Origin of the sequence: Deinococcus sp. (genome assembly GCF_025362455.1) — a bacterium.
Lineage (GTDB): Bacteria > Deinococcota > Deinococci > Deinococcales > Deinococcaceae > Deinococcus.
In genome coordinates this window covers 1-26604 of record NZ_JANYGJ010000165.1, presented here as the reverse complement: position 1 = coordinate 26604, position 26604 = coordinate 1, and the positions used below count along the sequence as shown (strand labels likewise).

At 65.5% G+C, this 26604-nt stretch carries 26 protein-coding genes; 12 read left to right on the top strand and 14 right to left on the bottom strand.

Annotation, left to right across the window (positions count from 1 at the left end):
• Nucleotides 1–136 precede the first annotated feature (136 nt).
• The 7 genes from Q0R23_RS12505 to Q0R23_RS12475 all read right to left on the bottom strand — a co-directional run bounded on the left by Q0R23_RS12505 (nucleotide 137) and on the right by Q0R23_RS12475 (nucleotide 6184).
• Entirely contained in the window at nucleotides 137–1291 is a 1155-nt protein-coding gene (locus Q0R23_RS12505) for a bifunctional 3-deoxy-7-phosphoheptulonate synthase/chorismate mutase (RefSeq protein WP_293913507.1), read from the bottom strand.
• A 96-nt stretch (nucleotides 1292–1387) separates the two neighbouring features.
• A complete protein-coding gene (gene tatC / locus Q0R23_RS12500) occupies nucleotides 1388–2161 on the bottom strand; it encodes a twin-arginine translocase subunit TatC (protein WP_293913506.1) in 774 nt (257 codons plus the stop codon).
• Nucleotides 2162–2177: 16 nt separating this feature from the next.
• Complete coding sequence (tatA, locus tag Q0R23_RS12495) at nucleotides 2178–2348, bottom strand: twin-arginine translocase TatA/TatE family subunit (protein ID WP_293913505.1); 171 nt, start codon at nucleotides 2346–2348, stop codon at nucleotides 2178–2180.
• A 196-nt stretch (nucleotides 2349–2544) separates the two neighbouring features.
• Nucleotides 2545–4140 carry a bifunctional UDP-N-acetylglucosamine diphosphorylase/glucosamine-1-phosphate N-acetyltransferase GlmU gene (gene glmU / locus Q0R23_RS12490; RefSeq protein ID WP_293913503.1) on the bottom strand — a complete coding sequence of 532 codons (1596 nt, stop codon included), beginning with the start codon at nucleotides 4138–4140 and terminating at the stop codon, nucleotides 2545–2547.
• Nucleotides 4141–4412: 272 nt separating this feature from the next.
• On the bottom strand, nucleotides 4413–5378 hold the full coding sequence (locus tag Q0R23_RS12485) for a prolipoprotein diacylglyceryl transferase (protein ID WP_293913502.1): 966 nt from the start codon (nucleotides 5376–5378) through the stop codon (nucleotides 4413–4415).
• 60 nt (nucleotides 5379–5438) lie between these two features.
• Nucleotides 5439–5690 carry a glutaredoxin family protein gene (locus Q0R23_RS12480; RefSeq protein ID WP_293913500.1) on the bottom strand — a complete coding sequence of 84 codons (252 nt, stop codon included), beginning with the start codon at nucleotides 5688–5690 and terminating at the stop codon, nucleotides 5439–5441.
• On the bottom strand, nucleotides 5687–6184 hold the full coding sequence (locus Q0R23_RS12475) for a DUF456 domain-containing protein (RefSeq protein WP_293913498.1): 498 nt from the start codon (nucleotides 6182–6184) through the stop codon (nucleotides 5687–5689). The genes Q0R23_RS12480 and Q0R23_RS12475 overlap by 4 nt, the downstream gene beginning before the upstream one ends.
• A gap of 269 nt (nucleotides 6185–6453) precedes the next feature.
• Between Q0R23_RS12475 and Q0R23_RS12470 the strand changes: the two genes are divergently transcribed.
• Nucleotides 6454–7287: a hypothetical protein gene (locus tag Q0R23_RS12470; protein ID WP_293913496.1), complete on the top strand. Its 834-nt coding sequence runs from the start codon at nucleotides 6454–6456 to the stop codon at nucleotides 7285–7287.
• A 403-nt stretch (nucleotides 7288–7690) separates the two neighbouring features.
• Here the strand turns inward: Q0R23_RS12470 and Q0R23_RS12465 are convergent, their stop codons facing one another.
• Nucleotides 7691–8881 carry a maltose ABC transporter substrate-binding protein gene (locus tag Q0R23_RS12465; protein ID WP_293913509.1) on the bottom strand — a complete coding sequence of 397 codons (1191 nt, stop codon included), beginning with the start codon at nucleotides 8879–8881 and terminating at the stop codon, nucleotides 7691–7693.
• A 597-nt stretch (nucleotides 8882–9478) separates the two neighbouring features.
• Between Q0R23_RS12465 and plsY the strand changes: the two genes are divergently transcribed.
• From plsY to Q0R23_RS12450, 3 genes are all read left to right on the top strand, one after another.
• A complete protein-coding gene (gene plsY / locus Q0R23_RS12460; protein ID WP_293913494.1) occupies nucleotides 9479–10087 on the top strand; it encodes a glycerol-3-phosphate 1-O-acyltransferase PlsY in 609 nt (202 codons plus the stop codon).
• Between the two features lie 183 nt (nucleotides 10088–10270).
• Nucleotides 10271–10582, top strand: coding sequence for a hypothetical protein (locus Q0R23_RS12455; RefSeq protein ID WP_293913492.1), 312 nt, complete (start codon nucleotides 10271–10273; stop codon nucleotides 10580–10582).
• 265 nt (nucleotides 10583–10847) lie between these two features.
• Nucleotides 10848–11870, top strand: a complete 1023-nt coding sequence (locus Q0R23_RS12450) for an aspartate-semialdehyde dehydrogenase (protein ID WP_293913490.1) — start codon at nucleotides 10848–10850, stop codon at nucleotides 11868–11870.
• 114 nt (nucleotides 11871–11984) lie between these two features.
• Here Q0R23_RS12450 and Q0R23_RS12445 read toward each other — a convergent pair whose 3' ends face one another.
• From Q0R23_RS12445 to Q0R23_RS12435, 3 genes are all read right to left on the bottom strand, one after another.
• A complete protein-coding gene (locus Q0R23_RS12445) occupies nucleotides 11985–12428 on the bottom strand; it encodes a hypothetical protein (RefSeq protein WP_293913488.1) in 444 nt (147 codons plus the stop codon).
• Between the two features lie 75 nt (nucleotides 12429–12503).
• A complete protein-coding gene (locus Q0R23_RS12440; RefSeq protein ID WP_293913486.1) occupies nucleotides 12504–12980 on the bottom strand; it encodes an OmpH family outer membrane protein in 477 nt (158 codons plus the stop codon).
• A 210-nt stretch (nucleotides 12981–13190) separates the two neighbouring features.
• The gene (locus Q0R23_RS12435; protein WP_293913485.1) at nucleotides 13191–13685 is read right to left on the bottom strand and encodes an OmpH family outer membrane protein; all 495 of its coding nucleotides are present in this window, start codon (nucleotides 13683–13685) and stop codon (nucleotides 13191–13193) included.
• An 86-nt stretch (nucleotides 13686–13771) separates the two neighbouring features.
• Here Q0R23_RS12435 and Q0R23_RS12430 point away from each other — a divergent pair, with 86 nt between their 5' ends.
• Nucleotides 13772–14392 carry a CBS domain-containing protein gene (locus tag Q0R23_RS12430; RefSeq protein WP_293913483.1) on the top strand — a complete coding sequence of 207 codons (621 nt, stop codon included), beginning with the start codon at nucleotides 13772–13774 and terminating at the stop codon, nucleotides 14390–14392.
• Between the two features lie 638 nt (nucleotides 14393–15030).
• Here the strand turns inward: Q0R23_RS12430 and Q0R23_RS12425 are convergent.
• Both Q0R23_RS12425 and Q0R23_RS12420 read right to left on the bottom strand, forming a co-directional pair.
• Nucleotides 15031–15723, bottom strand: a complete 693-nt coding sequence (locus tag Q0R23_RS12425) for a helix-turn-helix domain-containing protein (RefSeq protein WP_293913481.1) — start codon at nucleotides 15721–15723, stop codon at nucleotides 15031–15033.
• Between the two features lie 173 nt (nucleotides 15724–15896).
• Nucleotides 15897–17213 carry a S41 family peptidase gene (locus Q0R23_RS12420; protein ID WP_293913479.1) on the bottom strand — a complete coding sequence of 439 codons (1317 nt, stop codon included), beginning with the start codon at nucleotides 17211–17213 and terminating at the stop codon, nucleotides 15897–15899.
• Nucleotides 17214–17603: 390 nt separating this feature from the next.
• Between Q0R23_RS12420 and ftsE the strand changes: the two genes are divergently transcribed.
• From ftsE to trmD, 7 genes are all read left to right on the top strand, one after another.
• Nucleotides 17604–18287, top strand: coding sequence for a cell division ATP-binding protein FtsE (ftsE, locus tag Q0R23_RS12415; protein WP_293913477.1), 684 nt, complete (start codon nucleotides 17604–17606; stop codon nucleotides 18285–18287).
• 439 nt (nucleotides 18288–18726) lie between these two features.
• Complete coding sequence (locus tag Q0R23_RS12410; RefSeq protein WP_293913475.1) at nucleotides 18727–19590, top strand: ABC transporter permease; 864 nt, start codon at nucleotides 18727–18729, stop codon at nucleotides 19588–19590.
• Nucleotides 19591–19766: 176 nt separating this feature from the next.
• The gene (locus tag Q0R23_RS12405) at nucleotides 19767–21188 is read left to right on the top strand and encodes a peptidoglycan DD-metalloendopeptidase family protein (RefSeq protein WP_293913473.1); all 1422 of its coding nucleotides are present in this window, start codon (nucleotides 19767–19769) and stop codon (nucleotides 21186–21188) included.
• Nucleotides 21189–21641: 453 nt separating this feature from the next.
• The gene (gene rpsP / locus Q0R23_RS12400) at nucleotides 21642–21887 is read left to right on the top strand and encodes a 30S ribosomal protein S16 (protein ID WP_293913471.1); all 246 of its coding nucleotides are present in this window, start codon (nucleotides 21642–21644) and stop codon (nucleotides 21885–21887) included.
• Nucleotides 21888–22018: 131 nt separating this feature from the next.
• Complete coding sequence (locus tag Q0R23_RS12395; RefSeq protein ID WP_293913469.1) at nucleotides 22019–22255, top strand: KH domain-containing protein; 237 nt, start codon at nucleotides 22019–22021, stop codon at nucleotides 22253–22255.
• The gene (rimM, locus tag Q0R23_RS12390) at nucleotides 22252–22872 is read left to right on the top strand and encodes a ribosome maturation factor RimM (protein WP_293913467.1); all 621 of its coding nucleotides are present in this window, start codon (nucleotides 22252–22254) and stop codon (nucleotides 22870–22872) included. Before Q0R23_RS12395 ends, rimM begins: the two co-directional genes overlap by 4 nt.
• A complete protein-coding gene (trmD, locus tag Q0R23_RS12385; protein ID WP_293913466.1) occupies nucleotides 22869–23729 on the top strand; it encodes a tRNA (guanosine(37)-N1)-methyltransferase TrmD in 861 nt (286 codons plus the stop codon). Before rimM ends, trmD begins: the two co-directional genes overlap by 4 nt.
• A gap of 55 nt (nucleotides 23730–23784) precedes the next feature.
• On the opposite strand, the gene Q0R23_RS12380 is transcribed toward trmD, so the two are convergent.
• Complete coding sequence (locus Q0R23_RS12380; protein ID WP_293913464.1) at nucleotides 23785–26082, bottom strand: AbfB domain-containing protein; 2298 nt, start codon at nucleotides 26080–26082, stop codon at nucleotides 23785–23787.
• Nucleotides 26083–26604 lie beyond the last annotated feature (522 nt).

Genomic DNA, 26604 nt, shown 5'->3' with positions numbered 1-26604 from the left:
GATGCACTTCAAACTTCCGAGCGACGTTATCGATATTTTCGCCGTTCTGGACGGCTTTGACGATGCGTTCTCTCAGCTCGATACCGTAGCCCCTGGCGCCCACAATCGTTCGCATGTACTTATTATGCCACTTGCTCTAGGGCTGCGCACTCGCGGCGCTCATCATCCCCAGCATCGGCTTGATGGCGGCCTCGAATTCCTCGTATCCGGCGAAGTCGAGCTGCTGCTCGTTGTCGCTCAGGGCCGTGGCCGGGTTAGGATGCACCTCGACGTGAATGCCGTCGGCGCCCACCGCCAGCGCGGCGCGGGCCAGCGGAATCAGCAGGTCGCGGCGCCCGGCGGCGTGGGTCACGTCCACCAGCACCGGCAGGTGGGTTTCCTGCTTGGCCAGGGCGACGGCGCTCAGATCGAGCGTGTTGCGGGTCCATTTCTCGAAGGTGCGGATGCCGCGCTCGCACAAGATGACCTGGCGGTTGCCCTCGGCCAGCACGTACTCGGCGGCGTAGAGCCACTCCTCGATGGTGGCCGAGAGCCCGCGCTTGAGCAGCACCGGCACGCCGCTGCGGCCCACCTCGCGCAGCAGGGCGAAGTTGTGCATATTGCGCGCCCCGATCTGCAAGATGTCGGCGTGTTCGGCGACCACTTCCACGTCGCGGGTGTCCATCACTTCGGTGACGAACAGCATGCCGTGCTCGCGGGCCGCGCCGGAACCCAGAATCAGGCCGTCGATGCCCATGCCCTGAAAGCCGTAGGGACTGGTGCGCGGTTTGTAGGCGCCGCCGCGCAGAATCTTGACGCCGCGTCCGGCCAGAAAGGCGGCGGTGCTCTCCATCTGCTCCTCGCTCTCGATGCTGCACGGTCCGGCGATAATGATGGGCGGCGCGTCCCCACCGATGCGCACGCCCTTGATGTCGAGCACGGTGTCGGCCCGCTGCATCTTGCGGCTGACCAGGAGCTGCTTTTTGTCGTTGGCCTCCTCCAGATCCAGGCTGGCGCGGAAGATCTCCTTGAAGATGCTTTTCAGCGCCGCCGCCGTGAAGGGGCCGGGGTTGACCTCCTCGATGTATTTGAGCTGCTTGTCCTCGCGGGCCGGGTCGTAGTGGCGTGGGCGGCCCTCCAAGGTCTTGATATGACCGATCTCGGCGGCCAGTTCGGCGCGGCGCGAGATCAGCCGGATCAGGTCGTCGTTGATGACGTCGATCTGGGCGCGCAGGCTGTCGATGCTGGGCACACTGCTGGGCGTGTTCAGCTCGTCGCCGGGCCTCGGCACGGGCAAATCGTTATGGTCCATCTGCACAGTGTAAAAAGTGCGCCCGGCTCTGTGGCGGGGCGCACTAGTCAATTGAAAGGTGTACCGGGGACACTCAGGCCACTTTCACGGCGCCGCTCAGACGGGCGAGCCGGACTCCAGCGCCGCTTCAGGGCGAACCCGGAAGAAGCGCGAGAGCACCACACCGAGTTCGTACAGCAGGTACAGCGGCGCGGCGGCGATACTCATATTGACCGGATCGGGCGTCGGGGTAATCACGGCGGCCAGGATCAGGCAGACGATGAAGGCGTACCTGCGCAGCTTGCCCAGCATCACATGGTTGACGATGCCGATGCGGGTCAGCAGCACCGCCACGATGGGAATCTCGAAGCACAGCCCAAAGGCCACCAGCAGCGTCACCAGTTGGCCCATGTAGGTGCCGATGGAGAAGATGCCCGCCACCGCGCCGCCCAGAAAGTCGACCAGGAATTTGACCATCGGCGGCAGGATCATGTAGTAGCAAAACGCCGCCCCGGCCAGGAAGCTAAAGCCCGCGCCGATCACGAACGGCCCGGCGTATTTGCGTTCCTGCGGATACAGGCCCGGCGCGATAAACAGCCAGAGCTGGTGCAGCACGAACGGCAGCGCGATAGCCAGACCCGCCCACAGCGCGATGGTGAAGCTCAGGATGAGCTGCTCAGGCAGCGCGGTGGCGACCAGTTGCAACTTGTTGGCTTTGTACAGATCGGTATGGGTCAGCGGTTCTTTGAGCAGCAGGATAATGGCAGGCACCTTCGTCCAGGCCAGGCCCGCGCCGACCACCAGGAAAACTAAGCTATACAGAATGCGGCGGCGCAGTTCTTCGAGGTGATCGAAGATGGGCGCGCTGCCATCGGCGGTGGGTTTCATCATGAGCGCGCCCCCGCCTTCAGACGTCGCTGTCTTTGCGCGGCGAGAGGGTCGTATCGGTGCTGTCCTTGGTCGACGACTTGAATTCCTTGATGCCCTGGCCCAAGCCCTTGGCGATTTCGGGAATCTTCTTGGCGCCGAACAGCAACACGACGACCAGCACGATCAGAATAACTTCCATAGGTCCCATAAAGCTCCTTTGAAACGCCCAAATGCGGCGCGGGTGAGTGGGTCTTGAGCGCAGAAACGCTCCTGCGCCGCTTCAGATAGTTATACGCGCCGGGGAGCCCGGCGGATGTATCCGGTTCCAGTCTCGCCCCCGAACATAAAGAAGCGTCGAAGGCCACCTGCTTCGGGTCTTCACGAAGCGGGCAGAGGTGCCGCGCTCAGCCGTGTCTGGAAAGCCAGTTCGCCAGCCAGGGCAATTTCTCGGCCAGATGGCCTGGGACGTTCTGGTTCAGGCGCCGCCAGTAGCGCCCGCTCCAGCCTTCGACGTTGCGCTGAGCGCCGCGTGCCACCGCCAGGGCACCTTCCGGCACGTCCCCGCTGACGGTGCTGCCGCCCGCGACGAAGGCCGCGTCGCCGATCACCAGGGGCGCGACCAGGGTCGAATTGCTGCCCACGAAGACGCCTGCGCCGATGACCGTGCGGAATTTGTTCAGACCGTCGAAATTGGCGGTGATGGTGCCCGCCCCGATGTTGGTCTCCTGCCCGATGCTGGCGTCGCCCAGGTAAGCCAGGTGCCCGGCCTTGACGCCGCGTTCCAGCGTGCTGTTTTTAATTTCCACGAAGTTGCCCACATGCACGCCCTGCGCCAGCACCGCGCCGCCGCGCAGCCGGGCGAACGGCCCCACCACGCTGTGCGCCCCGACCTGCGAGGCCTCGATGACGCTGTGGGGCAATACCTGCACACCCTGCTCCAGCCGGGCGCCGGTCAGGACGCTATAGGCGCCGACGCTCACGCCGCTGCTCAGGTGGGTCTGGCCGCGCAACACCACGCCCGGCTCGATGGTCACGTCGGCCTCGATGGACACGGTGTCCTCGATGTAGGCGGTGGCGGGGTCGAGCAGCGTGACCCCGGCGCGCATGTGGCGCTCGTTGATGCGCCGCTGCATCAGGCTGCCCAGGGCGGCGAGCTGAGGGCGGTCGTTGGCGCCCATGACCTCGCTGGGATCGGTCACGGTGTAGGCGGCCACCCTGGCGCCCGCCGCCCGGTAGAGTTCCAGCAGGTCGGTCAGGTAGTACTCGTGGGCGGCGTTGTGATCGGTGATGCGCCTCGCCAGTTCGGGGGCGCGGGCGTCCATCAGGTACACGCCGGAGTTGAACTCGGTCAGGCGCAACTCCGCCGGGGTGGCAGCCTTTTGCTCCACGATTCTTTCCACGGCGCCGCCCTCGCCGCGCACGATGCGTCCGTAGCCGGTGGCGTCGCTCAGAACGCTGGTCAGCACGGTCATGGCCTGGCGGCGCTCGCGGTGCTCGGTCAGCATGGCCCGCAGGGTTTCCGTGCTCAGCATCGGGCTGTCGCCGTAGAGTACCAGCACGTCGGCGTCGCCGCGCAATAACTGGGCGCCCACCAGAAAGGCGTGGCCGGTGCCGAGCTGAACGGTCTGACGGGCGAACCGTACACCCTCGCCCGCCAGCGCCGCCTCGACCTGATCGGCGCCGTGCCCGGTGACCACCACGATGTCGCGGGCACCCAGGTCACGGGCGGATTTGATCGCCCAGGCGACCATCGCGCGGCCACACACTTGATGCAGCATCTTGGGCAGCGTCGAGCGCATGCGGGTTCCGGCTCCGGCGGCCAGCACCACCACGTCGAGCGGGGCCGTGCTGAGCTGGGATGCAGAGCGCTGGACGGTACCGGGTCGAGCTATGGGGGTCTGTTCAGTTGGGGTCTGTTCGCTGGAGGTTTGGACGTCGATTGGCTGGCCCGGCGCCGCGTTTGCAGGCTGGGCGGAGACTGGCTGTAGAGGTTGGGTCATGGGAATCGACCTCAGTTTAAGCTACTTTTTTCGCTGGCTGCCCGGTCAGTTTAGCCCGACCAGCTTAGCCCGACCAGCTTAGCTCTACCAGTCTGGGGGCTGGGCCGCCTGGTACGCGAAACAGTTGATGCCGCAGATTACCGGCAGCCTTCCCAGGTCAGGCGCCAGCCGCCGCGACCATGCCCGCTGACAACACGAAGCCCGCTGACAACACGAAGCCCGCGCCGGGCAAGGGAAACCGGGCGCGGCGCGGGCAAGACCTCAGCGGGCGTTCAGGACTTGTGGGGCTGGGCGGTGCCTTCCGCCTGATTCGGCTCGCCGAACGGCACCGCCGGGCGCCGGGCGATGCGCAGCAGCAGAAACGGCGCGATGAGAATCAGCGGCAGACTCAGAAGCTGCGTCAGGGTCAGCAGACCGATGCCCGCTTTGTCGAGGCCCTCGCTGAGATACAGCGTCGGCGAGAGCGGATTGAGGCGAAAGGTCTCCTCCCAGCCCGCCCGCAGCACGCTGTACCACAGCCAGAACTGCCAGAAGGTCCAGCCGGGACGCGGCGAGCGCAGCCAGTAAAACGCCGCGAACGACAGGATGACGCCAATAATCACGCCGTACATCTGGGTGAAATGCACCGGGGCGGTCATGACCTGCTGGCCGCCGACAGTCTGGCAGTACTTGGCCAGATTCAGCTCGGTGCCGGGGTTGCACATGGCGTCGTGAAAGCCGCGTGCCCAGTCCGGCCAGCGGTAGCCGACGGCCCAGTTGGTGACGCGCCCCACCGTATCCGAGCCGTTCATGATGTTGCCCAGCCGCCCGCCGATGATGGCGAAGGCCACGCCCGGCACGAACAGATCGGCGTACTGGTAGAAGTTGACCCGGTACTTGCGGGCCAGGTACACCAGCGCCCCGACGCCGAAGATCAGCCCGCCGTGGATGCTGATGCCGCCCTGGCGAATGTTGATGATGTCGTAGAGCAGCGGCAACCCGCTCTTGCCCCGGAACAGCTCCCAGGAGGTGACCACGAAAAACAGCCGGGCACCGACGAAGCCGAAGATCAGCCCGTACATAATCATGTCGGAGAAGAGTTGCTCGCTCAGGCCGCGCTTTCGGGCCAGGCGCGTGCCGACCATCACCCCGGCGGCGATGCCCAGCGTCATCAGCACGCCGTACCAGGCAATCGTGAACGGGCCGAGGTGCCTACCGAAGGGTTCAAAGCCCGGAATGGTGAAAAAGACTGGATGCATAACTGCTGCCTACTTTAACCCGCTTCGGTGAGGAAGCAGCGCTGCCCCGTGCTCAGCGCCTCATCCCGGTCCCGTCAGGCCCAGCACCCGCCGCAGCCGAGCGACGTTGATGACCCCCTTGGCGAGCACCACCTCGCCGCGCAGGAGCACCGGCACGTCCCAGCCGTAGCGGGCCTCCAGGTCAGGATCGGTGCCGATATCGGTGCGGGTAAACGGCTGATTCAGGGCGTCCAGCGCGGCCTCGGCGTCCTCGCACAGGTGGCAGCCAGCGCGGGAGTACAGGGTCAGTGCAGCGCCATCAACTTCGCTCACAGGATGCTCTGCGCCGGGTTCCACAGCCGCCATAGCTCGTACAGGCCGACCAGCAGGTGCAGCGTGAACTTGGCGACCACGCCGCCCAGCACGCCCAGTGTGGTACCCCAGGCCGATTTCAGCGCCTCACGCCAGGGACGGCGCACCACGACCAGCTCGGCGACCAGGGCGCCTGCCAGCGGCCCGACCAGCAGCCCGAAGGGAATGAAGATGCCCACCAGACCGCCGATCAGGGCGCCCCAGCCCGCCTGTTTGCTGCCACCGAAGCGGCGCGCGCCCCAGGCCGAGGCGAAATTGTCGATCAGCGAGATCAGCAGGGTAACGGCGCCCAGCGTGAGCAGAAACGGCAGATCGCGCCCCGCCTCGAAGCCGCCGATAAAGGTGGCCGCCACCGATCCGAGAAACAGGATCAGCGTCGCTGGCACCACCGGGACGAAGGTGCCGAGCAGGCACACTATCCACGAGATGAAAAACACGATAAACGGCCAGGTCATACCTTTCAGAGTACGGCCTCACCGCTCAGCAATTCCCGAACGTGAGGTTCCGCGTCACGCCATTCCAGATGGCACAGTCCAGTCGGCACAGTTCAGTCGGCACAGTTCAGGTGGCACAGTTCTGAAATGCGGCAGCCAGCCCCGCGCCCTTTACTCCGCTCTCACCTGGCTTCCCCAGGCTGACCCGGCCTTGAGCAACCGCCTTGCCAGCTCAGGCGCTGAGCACACTCTTCACTGTTCTCCCAAACGGAGATGGTACAAAGGGGTCCATGTCCAGACTCCTGACCCGTGGCCTCGCGCTGATGACCGCCCTCACCGCCGCCGCCAGTACCGCCCACGCCGCCGACATCCGGCTCGGCCTCAACACCTCCGCCTCGCTCGGCTGCCAGATCGTGGGGCTGCGCGGCGCCTTTCACCAGGACCGGCTGGGGCTATACGGCAGCGTCTCGTACTGCACCTCGCCTGCGGGCGCCTCGTTCGGCGGCGGCGTCAGCTTCGACGTGGCTAAACTCAACAACTTCACGCCCTACGTGCTGGCGGGCCTGGACACCTTGCCCAGCGGTTCTTTAGCCACCAACGTCGGCGCCGGGGTGCGCTACGGCACGCCGCTGTTTCCGGCTGAAGGCTACCTGGAAGTCGGGGCGCAGTTCATTCGCACCGCGCTGGGCGTCACCATTCCGGGGCCGCGCCTGGCGCTGGGCGTCAACTACCGCCTGAGTATCGACAACCTGAAGGGCACCCTCATCGCCGACCCGATTCAGAACCAGCCGGAGAGCGTCAAGTACGCGGGCACGGCGCCCGAAGAGTGCAAAGTCACCCAGGCCCAGGACGTCGCCTCGGCGCGGGGCACCGCCAGCAGCGCGGTCAATTCCGGTGTCAGCGACGCGCTGGGCGCCTACTCGGCGGCCTATTCCAATCTGAGCTACACCGTCCAGGTCGGCGGCGTGAGCATCGACGGCAATAGCGCCAAGGTCAGTGGCAGCGTCAGCTTCAAAGGCACCGAGCGGGCCAGCGGCAGCCCCTTTAGCGGCACCTACGGCGGCACCGTCACCCTGACCCGCGACGGCTGCGGCTGGCGGGCGACGGGCTACACGCGAAGCTGAGTTGTGCGGGATTAAGGAGAAGGTCGTACCTGGGACGGGGACGCCATCAGGTCGCCCCCTCACCCCGTTGCTTCGCAACGCCCCTCTCCCGCAAGGGGCGAGGGGTCAACAACCACTTCAGTCCCGTACTGTAGTCAAACTGCGAGATTCTTCGCTCTACTCAGGATGACAACGTAAATTCTTTCTTACTAAACGAAAGCAGCGCCCCAGCCAATCGTGGCGGGGCGCTGCTTTTATTCAGGCACTGAAAAATGCTCAAGCACCCGCTCATACGGACTCCGCTAAATTCCTTAACTTCCGAAAAGGCGCCGGAAGTTAATCCATACCGCAGAGTCCGTAGTTGCTCCTACTCCCGTTGGTCGGATTTCATCGTTTTTACAAAACGATTCAATCGGAGTCCGTATTACTTGATGTTGCTGTTGATTTCCTTGACGGCGCCGCTGAGGATGGTGGCGTAGTCGGGGCCAGCTTTCTGCACGCTCTGGGCCACGGCGTTGCTCCACGGTCCCCACACGGCGCTCATCTGCGGCACGTTGGGCATCGGGGTGCCGACGCGGATGGCATTGCCGAAACCCGCGACCACCGGGTCGGCCTTGAGGGCCACGCGGGCCGACAGGCTCACCGGGATGCGGCCACCGGCTTTGTTGAAGGCCGTCTGGGCCGCGCTGCTGACCAGCGACTTGGCAAAGGCCGCCGCCGCCGCCTTGTTCTTGCCGTAGGCGTTGAGCATCACGCCCTGCACGCCCACGAAGGGGCTCCATTTGCCGGTGGCGCCGGTCGGGGCAGGCAGATTGGCGATGCCGTAGCTGATATCCGACTTTTTGATGTCGCCCATGTCCCAGGGACCGGTCAGCAGCATGGCCAGCTTGCCCTTCACGAAGGCGTCCTTGGCCACGCCGCCGTCCACGCCTTCGGGCACCAAGTTGTACTTGTAGCGCAGGTCGTTGAGGGCGCCCGCCGCCTTGGCCGAACCGGCGTTGGCCAGGCCCACGTCCTTGGTGTTCAGGGTGCCGCCGGTATTTTTGAAGACGTAGCCGCCGTAGGCGCTGAAAATGCCGTAGTTCATGTAGGCGTTGGACAGATCGACCAGAAAGCCGAAGTTGCCCGCTCCCGCGCCCTGCACGCCCTGTGCGGCCTTGATAAAGCCGTCCCAGGTGCTGGGCACGCCGCCCGGCAGCAGCTTTTTGTTGTACACCACGGCCACCGCCTCGGCGAACATCGGCAGCCCGAACAGTTTGCCCTGGAAGGTCATGGCGCTCACGGCGGTCTTGTCGAGGTCGGTCTTGGAGGTCACGTACTTGTCCATCGGCTCGATGACGCCCGCAGCGGCCAGTTGGCCCAGGCGGTCTTGCGGCAGCGACACCACCACGTCAGGCCCCTGGCCTTTAGGCGCACTCTGGATGAACTTGTCAGGAATCTGGTCCAGCGGCACGTTGACGATCTGCACGGCGTTGCCACTCGCCTTGGTGTAGGCGGCGGCCTGGGCCTTGAGCCAGGTCAGCTCAGCGTCGTTGTAGTGGGTCCAGACCGTCAGGCCAGCGGCGGACGCCTGGCCGATGAGGGCCAGCGAGACGAGGGTCAGGGCGGTTTTCACGGTCTTGTGCATGGTTCTCCTTGGTGGCAACGGTGACGACCTGCCTGGCACAGCGATGAGCAGGCAGCCCACCCACCCGATCTGCTGGGGCGAGGTGAGCGTTTTACACAGTGATGCTTGAATAAATTATAAACCCGGTACAGCTTTAGAGCAGATGTCATAAAAAGACCCTTTTTATGACCGAGCGGAGCGAGTAGTGTTGACTGAGCAGGACGCAGAATGGAGGCGCGGGGAGGCTGTTTTCCCCGTGGCGTAATTCGGAGTACTGCTCTAGAACAACGCAAATGAGCACACGAAAGCCTCATTATTGTAGCCCTACACGGCGTTTTCGGGTGGCTGGCCCGCCGCTCCACCGGGAATCTGGAGGTGTGTCAACGTCTGCTTCGCCCACCTGCTGCCCCTATCACCGCTGCACCTATCACCGCTGCCCCCGTCACCGCTGCCCCTGGGGTTGCCGCCGCCGCCAGGCCGGGCTGAGCGCAACCAGGCGCGTACAATCGGAACCGTGATCGTCCTCTCGCGCCAAGCTCGCTTCCTGCCTGCCCAAGTTTCAAGCGTCGGGCGTCACCCCCTTCCCACGCTCTCAGGTCGCCCGCCTTGCCGCTGACCACGCCGCTGACCACCTTGCTGCTGTTGCTGGGGGCTTACCTGCTGGGCGCCGTTCCGGCAGCCGCCTTGATCGCCAGGGGGCGCGGCGTGGACATCCGCGCCGTGGGGTCGGGCAACGCCGGGGCCACCAACGTGCAGCGCACCCTGGGCTGGGGTCCGGGCCTGGCGGTGGCCTTCTTCGACGTGGGCAAAGGCGCGGCAGCGGTGATTCTGGGCCGGTATCTGGGCCTAGCTCCCGAATGGGCCGCGCTCTGCGGCGTCATGGCGATTCTGGGCCACAACTACAGCCCCTTCCTGGGCTTTAAAGGCGGCAAAGGCGTGGCCACCAGTTTCGGCACGCTGCTGGCCATCGACCCGCTGGTGGGCGGCGCCGTGTTCGTCATGGGCGTGTTCTGCGTCACGCTGACCCGCTACGTCTCGGTGGGCAGCCTGGTCGGCGGCGCGGTGGCCGTGACGACTGCGGTGGTCCTGGGCCGCCCACTCTGGGAAATCGGGCTGTTTGCGGCGCTGTGCGTGCTGGTGGTCTGGCAGCACCGCGCCAACATAGAGCGCCTTCAGGCGGGCACCGAGCGCCACATCGGCAGCAAAAAGGAGTGAGCCTGATTCGGGCATCCGCACAGTACTTCCCTACCTTCCCACACGGCGTTTCCAGCCGAAATTCAGCTTGAGCACCCCTGCCCCCGCCAATCGTAAACCGACCCCGCGCCGCGCCGGTTTGGTTGCGCTATGATGCCGCATTCAACTTTGAAACACGGCGGCGCGGGCCGCCTGCGGGAGCGTATGGCTGTCACGATTCGTCTGTTTGGCAAGGAAGCGCAGTTCAGCACCGGACACTGGCAATGTGAAGACGACGGCGTGCTGGCGATGCTCGACGCGCTGGCCGATCCGCGTGCCCGCACCCCCGACGCCGAGTCGGAGCACGCCCTGTACTGCGCCGGACGCTTTGGCGGCGCCGTCTGGGCACAGGGCGAGTGGAGGGCGGCGGCCCTGCCCGAACCCGAACTCACGGTCGAAGACTTCGCCATGCGGGCCACACCCCGCCAGGAACGCGGCACAGGCGGCTGGCTGTCGTGGGCACGCAGGAAACCTTGAGGGACGTGCGCGGGTGGCGGGGATCGGCGGTAGAGTCGCTCCGGGCCAGCCGGTTGGGGCGTTGTCTGACTGTGCTGATGTCTGACTCTCCGGGTTGACGGCGCCCGCCGCGCCCGTTACCGTGAAGCTATGCCGCGCACCTTCACCACTCAACTCATTACCACCACTCGGTAGCGGCCCGCACTCTGCGACGCCGCCCGCCCCCATATCGGCGGGCTTTTTTATTGACGCCCCCACTGCCTTCACTTCCACAAGGAGAATCACCATGCGCCTCGCCATCGTTGGAGCCACCGGAGCCGTCGGACACGAACTTCTCAGCGTACTGGAACAAAGCAGCCTGAACTTCAGCGAGCTGCAACTCTACGCCTCGCCCCGTTCGGCGGGCAGCACGCTGAGCTTCAGAGGCCAGGAGATCACCGTGCAGGTCACGCCGGACGGCGCCATTCCCGCCGACGTGATTCTGGCCTCGGCGGGCGGCTCGGTCAGCAAGGCGCTGGCTCCCGCCTGGGTAGCGGGCGGCGCCCTGGTGATCGACAATTCCAGCGCGTTTCGCTACGACGACGATGTGCCATTGGTCTGTCCTGAAGTTAACGGCGAGGCGGCCCTGCGGCACCACGGCATCATCGCTAACCCGAACTGCACGACCTTGATCGAAGTGCTGGTGCTGGCACCGCTTCACCGCGTCTACGGCATCAAGCGGGCCATCATCAGCACCTATCAGTCAGCGTCTGGCGCCGGGGCCAGGGGCATGGAGGAGCTAGAAACCCAGACCCACATGGTGCTGCACGGCAAGGTGGCCGAGGCCAGCGCCTTTGCCCACCCGATTCCGTTCAACCTGATTCCGCACATCGACGTCTTTCAACCCAACGGCTACACCAAGGAAGAGATGAAGGTCGTCTGGGAAACCCGCAAGATCATTGGCGACCCGAATCTGGTCATCAGTTGCACGGCGGTGCGGGTGCCGGTGTTGCGCTCTCACTCGGAGGCGATTACGCTGGAACTGGAGCGCCCCGCCACGCCCGAAGCCGCCCGCGAGCTACTGCGCCATGCCCCCGGCGTGGAAGTCCGTGACGACCCCAGCGCCAACCTCTACCCGATGCCGCTGACCGCCAGCGGCAAATACGACGTGGAGGTGGGCCGCATCCGCGCCAGCCTGGTCTTCGAGGGTGGCCTGGAGTTGTTCGTCAGCGGCGATCAATTGCTCAAGGGTGCGGCGCTGAACGCCGTACAGATCGCCGAGTACTTACAGGAGAGGGGTGCGCTGAAGCTCGGAGTGGGGCAGGTGTGAGACAACTGGGGTGAAATGAGCCCCGATACTCCTCAGTTTGTCATCCTGAACTTCGTTACGGATCTCGCTGTTTGAAGACGAGATCCTTCACTAAGTCCAGTGATAAGAGTCATTTCACCGGATTTCAAACCGGAAGGTATTGATCGGGAGCATCAGCGGCTGGCGCTCAGTGCCCACCCTCAATGTGCTAGCGACAACGTATTTCCCGCGTGGCAACTGTGGAATGCGAATACTGGCGCTCCCGATCCGCTGGCGCGACCCCGGCGCGATGGAAAACTGATCGTCCGGAACCGTCGGGCAGACCAGATCAGGGCCGGGCGAGGTGAAGACGGCTTCCGATGTGCCCTGGACAATGGTGTAGCCGAAAGAATCGCACTTCGAGTAGGCGAGGTCGAGCCGCCGCGCCGTCCCATTCACGACACTGATCGACACCGGGTTATCGCCGTTGTGCAGCGGGCCAGACGACTTCAAGGTTGCGTAAACAGAAACGCCCGCCACAGCGCCTGTGTCCATCACTTCGCCCTGCACTTTTGGAGCGCAGGCACTGAGCGAAGTCATCAAGACCAGTAAGCCGACCCACGACGATAAGTGGGTCGGCCTGCCTGGGCACGGCTCATGGCTCATACCCCAACTCTACTTCTTCAGCACCTTCTGCACCGCCGCCGTCAGATCGGTGCTCTGGGCGTTGGCGTAGATCACCAGACCGGCGGCGGCCTTGCGCTTGTCGAGCACCAGGGTGTAACCGTTGGCCTTGGCGGCGCTCGCCACAGCCGCGTTGACCCGGCCAGCCAGCGGCGCGAAGGCTTTTTGCTGCTCGGCGCCGTAGCTCTTGGACAGCGCCTGGAAGTCGGCCTGGGCCTTGGCGAACGCCTGACGGTCCGCCAGGCTGGCATTCAAACTGCCCGCCCTGGCCTGAAGGGGCTGAAGCGCCTTGGCACGGGCGCCCAGATCAGCCTCGGCTTTTTTGTTGATGGCAACGAAACCCGCGCTGCCGCTCAGGCTGCCGATCACCGTCTGCACGTCCACCAGACCGAGCTTGCCGCCCTTGATGTCTACCTTGACGGGGGCAGCCAGCGCCAGCAGCGGAACGGCCAGCAGGGCGGTGAACACCAGCGAATTTATTTTTTGTGGTTGCCTTTTTTGTGGTTGCACAGTGACTCCAAAACACGACGCCCGTTGGATCGTTGAATGAATGGATCGTTGAATGAAACAGCGGCCCCGAAACCGCTTCCGAAGCCGCCCGGCGGGACTCAGCGAGACGCGCTCACTTGAGCCGTATCACTTCTTGGCTATCACTTCTTGGCTATTACTTCTTGGCTATTACTTTTTGGCTACCGCGTCCTGCACGGCTTTGGTCAGGTCGGTGCTGGCGTCGGCATAGACCACCAGGCCGTTGGCGGTGGCGGCGTCCATGACCACGGCGACCCCGTTGGCCTTGGCGGCGGCGGCCACGGCGGTATCGACCTGGGCGGTCAGCGGCGTGACCTTGGCCTGAATCTGGGCGTCGTACTCCTTGGCCTTGGCCTGGGCGGTGGCGATGAGCTGAGCGAGCTTATCCTTGTCGGCGGCGCTGATCTTGGCGCCCTGGGCCTGAAGCGGCTTGATCTGGTCGTCGAGCACCTTGATCTCGGCGTCAGCCTTGGCCTGGAGGGCCACCACGGCGGCGTTGTCGGGGTGGGCCTTGAGCACCAGGGCCACGTTGACGAAGGCGATCTTCTGGGGGGCAGTCTGGGCGTGGGGCGCTAAGGTACCGAGGGCGAAACCGCCGACCACCAGGGCCGGGGCGAGGAAACCGAACTTGAGACTCATCTTCATGGTCAGCACGCTAGCATGGCGGTTTTTGAGCATCGTGAACGGCTGCGTCAGGTTGCCGTCACGGCGCTGGGCGCTACACTGCGGCTATGCTGGTGCGCGACTGGATGACCCCCGCCCCCGTCACCGTCTCACCTGAGACCCCGGTGATGGACGCCCTGAACCTCCTCAAAGAACGCGGGTTTCGCCGCCTACCGGTGATGCGAGGCGACGTGCTGGTGGGCATCACCACCCGCCGCGACCTGAAAGACGCCGTACCGAACAAGGCCACCACGCTGAGCATCTGGGAAGTCAATTACCTGCTCAGCAAGCTGACGGTGGGCGAGATGATGGCCACCGAGGTCATTACCGCCCGTGAGGACGAGTACATGGAAGACGCCGCCCGCCGGATGCGTGCCCACGATGTCGGCGGCCTGGCCGTGCTGGGCGAGGGCGGTGAGCTCAGCGGCATCATCACGGTGGGCGACGTGCTGGAAGCCTTTACCCACATTCTCGGCCAGGACGAGGGCGGCGTGCGGCTGAACCTGAGCATGCCCGACGTGCCCGGCAGCCTGAGCCGCGCCATCAGCGCCGCCCTGCCCAGCAACATCATCTCGGTGGCCACCAGCGGCGCCAGCCACGGCGAGCGCGGCTTCGTGGTCCGTTTGGTCGGGCCGGGCGCACACGGCGCCCGTCAGCGGCTCAGGGATGCGGGGTTTGAGGTGGAGTGAGGCGCCTGCGGCGGGCGTGTGGCTCGTGGCTTGTGGCTTGTGGCTTGTGGGAAGGGCAGGAGTGGGAAGTGGGTTGTAGGTTATGGGAACAGATGGAGGGCATGAGCTGGCGCTCACTTGCCCTCACCCCGCTGCTGCGCAGCGCCCCTCTCCCACAGGGGGCGAGGGGTCAACGACAGGCGCCCATTCGCTCTTTCTGGCTAAAGTCAATCAGAATATTCCAGCGAAGCCAATTATGGGCGTATGCGGAGCACGGGCGCCCTACGACAGCGGCCACGATGTGGAGAACGCGGTGAAGCAAAGAGCGTCTGGGACGGATGGGAAGTACCATCCTGAGCGGAGCGACCAACTCCCTCCAAGGTTCTATTGACACATCAGCTAATCAAGAAAGGTGAGGGGCGGGCAGGCGTCCTCAAGGGCGTCCGTTCTGCTCAAGACGCCGTCCCCGAACCTATGGCCAGTTACGCCCCATCGGGGCGGGGGCGTCTTCTTGTTCAGAGCGGCACCCGTATGGGGCCTGACCGCTTGGGCAGAGCGGCACCCGTATGGGGCCTGCCCGCTGGGGGGGGGTGCATTCGCATTCGCCCAGCGCTAAAGCCCAAAAAAGCAACGTCCCCGCCTACTCCAACTTCCCGCCCTCAGTCTTCAGATTGAGCCGCAGCAGCCACCCCAACCCTCTCCGCCGCCAGATGAACGTAGCCCTGAATCAGATGCACGATCACCGGGTTGTGGGTATGCACGCCGTGGGCCTCGCCCTGGGCGCCTTCCTGAATGAAGTGGGCGATCACGGCGGCCTCCCCGTCGCGGGCCAGCAGAAAGGCGCTCTGTCCGGCGGCGGCCACGCTGGGCAGCCCGTCGAGCGAGGCTTTGCTGATCTTCACGCCCCTGGGGGTCAGGCTCTCCAGACGGCCCAGCAGCTCGGCGCCGCCCGCCATCACCACGTCCTGACGGGCGTTGAGGGTCAGGTCCTCGCACATGGCGGTGATGGCCGCGTCGCCGTAGAGGTGGTAGACCGCTTCCGGGGCCGGATCGGGGGCCAGGCGTGAGAGGTCGCGGTCCAGGGCGCCCAGGCGGTCGTCGAAGGAGCGGCGGGCGCGGGCCAGGTACTCGCGGGCCGAGAGCGGCGCGTATTCGAGCGGGTTCTGACCCACACGGGCCGCCAGGCCCCGGCCTTCGAGGCGCTCCAGGGTCTCGTAGATTTTGGGTCGCGGAATGCCTGCCTGACGGGCCACGCGGGCGGGCACGGCCTGGCCCAGAGCCAGCAGAGCGGTGTAGGCGCGGGCCTCGTATTCGGTCAGGCCCAGAGCTTGAAGGTGAATCACGGCGCTCATTCGTTGTCCAGTGTACGTGATTTGGCGCCGGGGAGCGGCAGTGCCGCAGGGTAGACGTGCCGCCGCCAGACACGCGGACCAGATACATCAATGCGCCGCCCGGTTTCCCAGGCGGCGCATTCGGAGCTGAGATTCTGGCTTCAGCTTACTTGACTTGGCTTACTTGACTTGGCTTACTTGAACTGTCCCAGCGCACTCTTCAGCTCGGCGTCGGTGGCCACGTCCACCACGGCCACACCCTGATCCACGGTGCGGGGCGCCCTGGTCGAGGGTGCGATGTAATTGAATTTGCCGTCCTTGTCGGCCACCAGGTTCACCGGCTTGCCGTCGATGGTGACGCTCAACTTGGTTCCGGCCTTGACGCCGCTGCCAGACAGGTTCAGGGGCACCTGGTTGCGGGTGTCGGCGACCTTGACATCGGGGGTGATGCCTTTTTTCTGAATCTGGCGGCCCAGCGGAGTCAGCCACTCGTTGGCCACGATCCGCACCTGGGCGCCGTTGACGAGCTGAATAGGGGTCTGGGCCACACCCTTGCCGAAGCTGGTCTCCCCGACGATGGTGGCCCGCTTGGTGTCTTGCAGGGCGCCCGCCACGATCTCGCTGGCCGAGGCGCTGTTTTTATTCATCAGCACCACCAGTTGGCCGGTGTAGTCGCCGGGCTGGGGCTTGGCCTCGCCGTAGACCTGGGTTTTGCCCTTGTTGTCGCGCAGCGAGACGATGGGGCCTTTTTGCAGGAACTGGTCGGCCACGAACACGCCGGAGGTCAGCAGGCCGCCGCCGTTGTCGCGCAGATCGAGCACCAGCTTCTTGACGCCCTTTTTCTCCATGCCCTGCACGGCGGCGGCGAACTGGTCGTTGACCTTCTCGTTGTAGAAGGTGCTCAGGGCGATGTAGCCGACGTCGTTCGGCAACATGGTCTGCTCGACGCTGACGATGACGACCGGCGCTCTCTCCAGCGTCACGGTGTAGGCCGAGTCGCCGCGCCCGAAGGTGATGGTGACCTTACTGCCCTTGGTACCGCGCACCAGCTTGACCACATCGTTGCTGTTGGAGGTGCTGACGTCCTTGTCGCCGATCTTGAGGAACACGTCGCCGGTCTGCACGCCGCCCTTGATGGCGGTGCCCTGCTTGAAGACCGAATCGACCTTGACGCCCTTGCCGTCCGGGCTGGCGGCGATCAGTTGAACGCCGATGCCGAAGAATTCACCGGCCAGCGCTTCCTGGTCGGTTTTGTTGGCCTCGGCGTCGACGTAGTAGGTGAATTCGTCGTTGAGCGAGGCGATCATGCCTTTGATGGCGCCGTCGAGCAGTTTGTTGTCGTCGAGCGGGCGCAGGTAGATCTGGTGCAGGGCACCGAAAAGCTGCACCAGCGACTTGCCGTTGGCCGTTTTGGTGAGGTCGGTGGTCGAGTAGCTCTCGAACTGGGCGTAGCCGACGGCAGCGGTGGCGGCAATGGCGCCTGAGACAAGCAGAATCCGGTTCCTGATCACCCACGCAGGATAGCGGCGCCAGGTGAAGAGACGGTAAGGCCGAGGTGACATTGCGCCGACACGGCGCAGCCTGGAGGCTGGAAAACTGTAGCCCAATACCCGGAGCGTGCCGGGAACACTCATGCGCGGCTCTGCGGCCCTGTTCATATGGATTTCGCTCCATTCCCGCACAGTCGGAAACGCACCGCCTGCGCGTCCATGCCGCAAAACCCGTACTTTCTCCTTCTCCCGTTGGTCGGATTGAACCCGCAAAAAGCGCGGGATTCAAGTCGGAGTCTTTGTCACCCGCGCTTAAGCTATGCTGGGCGCGGTCATGAATGATGTTCTCAGATACGTTTCGGTCCCGTCAATCCGGCTTGCCGTGCGCTCTCCAGGCAAACCCAAGCCGCGATGATCGAATTTCGCGGTGTCAGCCTGGAGTACCCCGTCACGCGCACCCTGGCGCTCGACGACGTGCAACTGTTTATCGGCAAGGGCGAGTTCGTCTACCTGGTCGGCCAGAGCGGCGCGGGCAAAAGCAGTTTCATGAACCTGATTATCAAGCGCCATCTGCCCACTCGCGGCGAGGTGCTGATCGCCGGAGAAGCCCTGGGCCGCTACCGGGGAAAGCGCACCGCCACGCTGCGGCGGCGCATCGGTATGGTCTTTCAGGACAACTTGCTGCTGCCCCACCTGAACGCCTTCGACAACGTGGCCTTCGCCCTGCGCGTGACCGGCGTGCCCCAGCGCGAATGGGCCTCGCGGGTCGGCGGCGCACTGCGCACGGTGGGCCTGGAGCACAAAAAAAATGCCCTGCCGCTGCAACTCTCACAGGGCGAGCAGCAGCGCGTCGCCATCGCCCGCGCCATCGTGGGTGATCCACCGCTGCTGCTGGCCGACGAGCCCACCGGCAACCTCGACCCCGACAACAGCCGCGAGGTGCTCAAGGTGCTGCAAAACGTGAATCTGCGCGGCACGACGGTGCTGGTGGCCACCCACGCCCGCGATCTGGTCGAGACTTTCCGGCACCGAACGCTGACGCTGAGGAAGGGGAAGCTGGTGAGGGATGATCCTTATGGGGGGTATGCTCTGTGAGCAACTGTGCCTACGTTAATGACGGCATGAAGGGAGAGGGGCCTTATCGGGCAGAACGGACGCGCCTGGGCACGCCTGCCCTCCCCCCGACCCTGTGGCCACCAAATGCGGGATGCGGAAAAACCCGCCCGGCGCCTCATCGGAACGCCACCAAATCTAGGATGCAGAAAAACCCACCCGGCGCGTCGTACGAGACCAAGAAACGTGCGGTGTCTTCGGCGGGGACGCTGCCCGGTGGCCCCCTCACCCTTCCGCCGCTTCGCGGCTCCCTCTGCTGGGCAGGTCTACGACTCCCTCTCCCACAAGGGGCGACTGGTACAGCTCCGCAGGAGAGGGGTCAACAGCCCACTTCCCACTTCCCACTTCCCACTTCCCACTCCCGCTTTCCCCACCAGCCACAAGCCACGAGCCACAAGCCCCGCCCCCACAGGGCGGCCCCATGAACTTCCACTTCCGCGAGGCCCTGCTCCAGATGCGCGGCAACTTCACCGCCACCTTCTCCACACTCATCACCATGACGCTGACGCTGCTGATTCTGGGTTTTGTGGTGCTGCTGACGCTCAACGTGGACCGGACCTTAGCGCAGCTCGAATCGCAGGTGGAAATCGCCGCCTTCCTGGGCGACGGCGCCGACGGGGCGAGCCTGGCCCGGCAGGTCCGCAACCAGCCGCAGGTCACGGACGTCAAGCTGATCGGCAGGGCGCAGGTGCTCAGCGAGATGAACCGCGACTATCCGTATGCCCAGGAGGCGGCGACGCTGGCGGGCAACCCCTTTCCCGACACGCTGCGGCTGCGGGTGGCGCAGGTCAGCGACTCCAAGGCGGTGGCCGAGTTCGTCAGGGCGCTGCCCGGCGTGACCGACGTGGAATACGGCGCCGGATATGTGGACCAGACGGTGAAAACTCTGAGTGCCGTGCGCGGCGCCGGATACACCCTGGTGGGCCTGCTGCTGATCGGCACGCTGTTCAACATTCTCAGCGCGGTGCGGGTGGCGATCTATGCCCGGCGCAACGAGATCGGCGTGATGCGGCTGCTGGGCGCCACGCGGGGATTTATCCGGGCGCCGCATCTGATCGAGGGCGTGCTGCTGGGCCTACTGGCCGGGCTGATCGCCTCCGGGGTGCTGGCGCCGAGCTACCTGCAACTCTCGCGCCGGGTGCAGGAGCTGGTGCCGGTGCTGCCGATCATCACCGACGCGCCCACCGTCTCACCGATCCTGCTGGGGCTGCTGCTGCTGGGCGTTCTGGTGGGCCTGGTCGGCAGCCTGGTCGCCACCCGCCGCTACCTGCGGGAGCTGGAATGAAGGCGAGGGCGGGCTGGACGCTGGGAGCCGTGTTGACACTGGCCCTGCTTCAACATGCGCCAGCACAAAACAATTCAATGCAGCCCAGTTTAGCCCAGCCCAGTTCAACACAGTCCAGTTCAACACAGCCCAGTTCAACACAGCCCAGCGCCGCGCCGACCAAATCCCTGACTCCGGTGCGCGATCCGTACAACCTGGGCCTGTCGTCGACCAGCCAGAAATTGCAGCAGCTTCAGCAGCAGCTCAGCTCACAAAAACAGCTCAGCGCCGAGCAGAAGACCAAGCTCGAACAGCTCCGCACCAATGTAGCGGCGCTCGGCAAGCAACAAAAGGACGTGCTGAACCAGATCGACGCGCTGGCCGGGCGCATCGCCGCGCTTCAGACGCGCAAACGGCAACTGGAGACCCGCATTGAGGCCGCCGTGGCTCAGCTCCGGCAGACCGAGGCGCAGGTGCAGGTCACGCGGGGCCAGGTGACGCGGCTCCAGGGCGACGTGCGGCAGCTCCTGAGTGCGCTGTACCGGCAGCGCAGCAGGCAGTACCTGAGTCTGCTGAACCAGGCCACCAGCTTATCGGACCTGGTGATCCGGGGGCGCTACGCCAACATGAGCGGCCAGCACAACGTGGAGGTCATCGACAGCCTGCGCGCCCAGCAGGCCGACCTCAAGGCCCAGCAGAGCAGCCAGGTCCAGCAGACGACGGCCTTACAGGCGCTGCGTGCCCAGCAACTCGCCCAGCTCGCCGACCTGGTGGACGCCAGAGGGCAGCAGCAATCGCTGGTGGCCCGCCTGGAGCAGAACAAGGCCGGGCAGCAGGCCCTCTCGCTGCGCACCCAGGCCCAGCAGGCACTGACGGTGCAGAGCATCGATACCCTGCTGGGCGCCGTCGTCTCGGAGCGCAGCCGCATCGAGGCCGAGCGGCGAGCACGAATAGAGGCCGAGCGGGCACGCCGCGCCGAGGAGTTGCGCAAAATCCGTGAGGCCCAGGAGCGTGCCCGCCAGGAAGCCGCCCGCCTGGCCGCCCTGCGCGAAGCCCAGCGGCTCGAAGCCCTGCGCGTGCGTGCCCGGAATGACCAGCAGCGTGCCGACCAGCAACGTGCCAACCAGCAACGTGCCGACCAGCAACGCACTGCCGCTGTGGAAAGCGAGCAGGGTACGCTCAGGAGTCGGGCCAGCGTTCTGGAAGCCCAGCAGGCCCGGTCCAGCGTGGACCTCGCGCCGCTGCCGGAGATGAGCGGCCCGCTGGGTTTTCCGCTGCCCGGTGGCGCGGTGGTCACGCCCTACAGCGCCTCGGTGCCGTGGACCATCATCAGCGGGCCGGAGGGCTCGCAGGCGGTGGCCTCGGCGGGCGGCAACGTGCTGGCGGTGACCAACTACGCCTCGCTGGGCTGGGTGGTGCTGATCGAACACAGCGCCACCCTGATTACCGCTTACCTGGGTCTGGACGCTCCCAACGTGTCACCCGGCGCACGGGTCACTCAGAGCCAGAGTCTGGGAAGCATCGGCGGCTCGCCTGTGTTCGGGGCGGGGCGCATGGCTTTTCAGGTCTACCGCATCGCTGGTAACGGCACCCGAACGCCTATCGTGCCTTCGTTCTGAGGCTTGTGGGCTGTGGGGAAAACAGGCGGCTAGATGGGCTTGTGGCGATTGGGTTGCGTTTTTGGGCTTCGGCTCGTTGCCAATGCGTCGGCTCCCCCAGCGGCCAGGCCCGATAGGTGCCGTTCTGGACAAGAACGCGCCTGGGCACGCCACTCCTCCCCCTGGGGACGCCTGCCCGCTGACCGCTCCGTTCACGACGAGTGCTTGCACAGGGTCAGTGAGCGCCGCTCATGCCCTTCCATCCCTTCCCCGCGCCGCGCATCCCGCGCCCATCCCTTCCCACGCGCCACAAGCTGCGCGAAGCGCAATCCACCTTGCCTCCCCACCCCATTCCTGCTACACTCCTGCGGTGCGCTCCGGCTGGCTGCTGACGGGCGTAAACGACGCCACGAGCGTGGCCCGCTAAGGAAAGCGGAAGCTCTACCCTCAAGTCCTTCAAGGAACAACACCCACATGGTCAAGATTCGCCTGTCCCGCTTCGGTTCGGCCCATAACCCTCACTACCGCATCGTGGTCGCCGACGCCCGCCGTCCCCGCGACGGTGGCTACATCGAGAACCTGGGTCACTACGACCCCCGCAAGACCACCGAAAATTACCTCAAGGTCAACGTCGAGCGCTCGCAGGTGTGGATTGCCCAGGGCGCCCAGGCGACCCAGACCGCCCGCCGTCTGCTCAAGTCGCAGGGCGTCAAGTTCTGAACTGAGCACCACCATGAAGGCCGTCTCCTGCGGGGGGCGGTTTTTTATTGGTGCCGTGCTTTTATCGGTGCCCTGCTTTTATTGGTGCCCTGTGTCATGTCCGCGCAAGACGGGCCGGATACAATACCCATATGAGTGATCCCGTAAAAATGGCGCTGTTTCTGGCGCAGAACGTCGTCGATCAGCCTGCCGCCGTGCGTGCCACGCTGCGCGGCCCCACCATCTTGCTGCGGGTGGCGCCCGGCGAGGAGGGCCGCGTGATCGGGCGCCAGGGCCGGGTCATCAGCGCGATTCGCACGCTGGTCCGCACCGCCGATCCCCGCGAGAAGCTGGGCGTGGACCTCGACGCGCCGCGCCGGGAACGTTGAGCGCACCTTCAGCCGGGAGCGCCCCGGAGAACACCACCCGCGTCGGGCACCTGCTGGGGCCGCACGGGGTGGCCGGGGCCGTCAAACTGTACGTGCTCGGATCGGTGGACCAGCTCCGGAAACTCAAGCGGCTGTATATCGAGCATCTGGGCTGGACGCGGGTAGTCAAGTTCGAGCTGCACGGCCCCGGCCCGGCCCTGACGCTGGGCGGCATTGCCGACCGGGCCGCCGCCGAGGCGCTGCGCGGCAGGGCCGTCTACGCCCACGACGCCGAGTTGCCTGGCCTGCCAGACGGCGAATACTACTACCATGAGCTGCGCGGCCTGAGCGTCCGTGACGCGGCGGGTCAACTGCTGGGCGAGGTGCAAGACGTGCTCGACGGCGGCTTTCAGGATCTGCTGGTGGTGCAGACCGCTCAGGGCGAGCAGGGGATGTTGCCGCTTCAGGCGCCGTATGTGCAGGTGCGGCGTGGCGCGGCCATCATCCTGACCGAAGACGCCCCGGAGGGGTTGCTGGGCGGCCAGGCCGACAATGCCGCCAGCGATCTGAACCCCCCGGATCTGAACCCCCACGGTCTGAACCCCCCAGAGCTGAACACAGATTCTGAACACCGATGACGCCTGATTCTCCGCGCCTGACCTTCAGCGTGCTGACGCTCTTTCCCGAACTGCTGCGGCCCTTTACCGGGGAAGCGCTGCTGGGCAAGGCGCGGGAACGTGGGTTGCTCGCCTACCACCTGATCGACCTGCGCGAGTTCGCGGGCAACAAGCACAACAAAGTCGACGCGCCTCCCTACGGCGGCGGCGCGGGCATGGTGATCCGGGTGGACGTCGCACAGCGGGCACTCGCCTCACTGCCGGAGCGTCCGGACGAGGTTATCCTGCTCTCCCCTGCCGGGCCGCGTTTCGATCAGGCCACCGCCGAGGCGCTGGCGGGCAAGCGGCACATCGCGCTGCTGTGTGGCCGCTACGAGGGCTTCGACGCCCGCACCGAGTCGCTGGTCACCCGCGAGCTGAGCATCGGCGACTTCGTGATGATGGGCGGGGAGGCCGCCGCCGCCTGCGTGCTGGAAGCGGTGGGGCGCCTGGTGCCCGGCGTCATCGGCGACGAGGAGAGCCACCGTCAAGACAGCTTTTCCAGCGGCCTGCTCGATTACCCGGAATACACCCGGCCCGCCACCTGGCAGGCTCAAGACGTGCCCGCCGTGCTGATGGGCGGCAACCACGCGGCAACCGGGAGATGGCGCCGCGATCAGGCGCTGGCGCGAACGCTGGAGCGCCGCCCCGATCTGCTCCCCCACGCCGAACTGACCCCGCACGACAGCGCCGCGCTGCTGGCACTCGGTGTCAGCGCCGGGCAACTCGAAGCCTGGGGCGCCCCAACCCCGCCTGAACAGAAACCGCCACCTGAACAGAAGCCGCCGCCTGAACAGAAGACAAAGAAGAGGCGCAGCAACGTCGGGCCGGAGAAATAAGGCGAGGCCGCAGACGTCATGTCTGCGGCCCATCCTACTTGGCGCTGTCCCGAATTTACCAGCCGACGCTGACGACGAACTGGCTGGGGGTGGTACTGAACTGCGAGGAGCTGAAGGCGCGCACGTCGTCGTAGGCGAAGCCGTAGGCCAGGTTATTGATGCTGTGGTCGTGCCAGAACTTGGCGTAGAAGTTGGCGGGGGCCGCCGGATAAAAAGCGCTCTGGTTGGCCCACTGGCTGGGATCGACGTCAATCAGCAGGTGGCGGTTGAGCGCGGCGGCGATCTGGGCCTGGACCACCAGCTCGTCGGAACTGCCGCTCGCCACCGGGCCGGAGGCCTCCAGCACATTCTGGGTGGTGGGCTTGCCGCGAATGTAGAGCCCGCTCGGCCCGCCGTCCCTGGAGAAGATGAAGTCGTTGCCGGTCACGCGGCCCCGGAAGGTGCCCGCCTCGGCGGTGAACACCAGGTCGCGGCTGCGGTAGTAATCCCAGACCTGATTGATGTAGCTGTCCATGTAGTTGCCGTTGGGTCGCCCGGCCCCGAAGGAACCCTTGACCGGCGCCAGGATGCGGTTGGGCTGCACCAGGCTGCGGAATTCGGTGGCGGCGATGTTGCGAAAATCGCTGAAAATCTGTGCCCGCGAGACGTTATCGCCCAGGGTGCTGTCGTAGTTCGCGCCGACCAGGCGGGTCCGCACCGGGAAGCCGAACTGATCCACACGGGTGTTGTTGCCGAAAAAGCCGATGTCGTTGTAGGTGAATTCCACGAAATCGAAGATCACGTCGGTGTTGGGGTCAGCCGGGTTGTTGACATCCGGGCCAGCGAAGCCCACGCCGCCCGGTATGCCCAGCACCTTGATGAACATCGGTGAGCCCACGCTCAGGAAGATGCGGGCGCCGTACATCTTGGGCAGCAGCAGGCTGCGGGCCGCACTGAGCGGAGTGGCGTAGTTGGCGTAGTTGATCCCGTTTTTGCTGACGTGACCCGGCGCGTCGTTGTCGCCCGGCGCGGCGGCGACCAGATTGCCGCCCGCGTCCACGTGCGAGAGTTGCTTGGTGGTGGGGTTATAGCCGTAGATGGCCCAGTACACCTGGGCGTCGGGATAGGCGCCGCCCGTCTCGTTTTGCACCGTGAAAGTCAGTTTGCCCGGCACGGGGGGCGGTGTTGGGGACGGCGGGGGCGGTGTTGGTGACGGCGGTGTTGGCGAGCTGACGACTCCAGTGGACCAGGGCACTGCCAGGCCCCAGCTCACATCGGGCACGAAGCTGGCCGCCCCGTCCGAGGGCCGCGCACCCGCGCCGGAGGCCAGCCACAACTCGCCGCCCACGTGCCGGATGAACTGTCCGGAGAGGTTGTACGACTCCAGGCTCACGCCCGCGCCGCTCAGGCCCGGCTGGGTGCAGAAGGTCGCGTCGGCCCTGAACTGGGCGCCGTTGTCGTTGGGGTCGATTCGCAGCCGGAAGTTACTGTGGCGCAGGTACGAGCCCGCGAAATTGGAGGCCTCGAAGGAGTAGCAGCCCGCGTCGGCCAGGCCGGGCACGATCCGCCAGGTGGCGTCGGCGCGGGTCGTGGCGTCGGAGGCGGCGCTGACCGGGGAGGTGTAGCCGAGGCTGGCCTGGTGGCGCAGGTAACGGTCGGTCAGCCCGGCGTTGGTGACCTGCCAGGACTGAAGGGCGAGCGGCAGGGCCACGCCGCTGCGGTTCCAGGCGGTGACCAGGTTCCAGCTCACGTCCTGATTGAAGCTGGCGGCGTTGTCGCTGGGCAGCGGACCGCCACTCTGCGCCAGCCAGACTTCGGAATTGATGTGCCGCAAATACCGGCCCGGAAAATTCAGCGACTCCAGGCTGACCCCGCTGCCCGACAGCCCAGGCCGCGAGCACCAGGTCGCGTCGGCGGCGTAGACCGCCGAGCCGTCGCTGGCCGAGAGTTTGACCCGTGAGCCCTGATGGCGCAGGTACTGGCCGCGCAGATTCTGCGACTCGAAGGAATAGCAGCCCGCGTCACCCAGGCCGCGCACGATCCGGAACGTCGCGTCCTGGCGCAGACCCTGGGCACTGGCCCCGCCGACGATCTCGGTGAAGGCCAGGCCCGCCGTCTGGCGCAGGGAGCGGTTGGTGAGGCCGGGCGTGGTCACCTGAAGCGAGCGGTAGGTGTTGAGGGGCAGCGGCGCGGTGGACAGCGCCTGGGGCTGCACCCCGGCAGCGGGCGCGCCGGAATCGCCGGAACCGGGCGAGCAGGCGACCAGGTTCAGCGCGGCGCTCAGGCCCAGCACGCTCAGGCGCCAGGCGCGGGCGGGCAGGCGGGTTGTGTTGGGCCGGGTCGCACGGGGTTGTATGGCAACAGGCTGTATCAATACGGGTGGTATCAAGGTGGTCCTCCACAGCAGCGCCGACGCCGCATCGAAGATGGTGCAGCCCTGGGCTCAACGCCGGTTGCAGCCTGTAGGGCTACAATCGGTGGTCATGGGCGGCGGTTCATGCAATGGGGTTCGGGCGATGGGGTTCAGGCGGTGGACGCACAGACCGCGACGCCCCCGAACGCCAGCCACAACCACCGCACACAGGCCCACCGCACACGGGCGAGGCCCAACAGCAGCACAGACGGTAAATAGCTGATGGTGAACGGTACGTGTGAACTGTATGTATGAGGGTACAGGCGAACTGTACTCTCATCATCGTTTGATGTCAAGACAAAATTTTAGACCATCTGCGGCCCTGAACTCTGTCTTCAACTGTGACTGGATCGCCGCTTTCAGGGCCGGAAGGTCGCGCTCAGAGCAGTACTCCGAATTACGCCACGGGGAAAACAGCCTCCCCGCGCCTCCATTCTGCGTCCTGCTCAGTCAAAACTACTCGCTCTGCTCGGTCATAAAAAG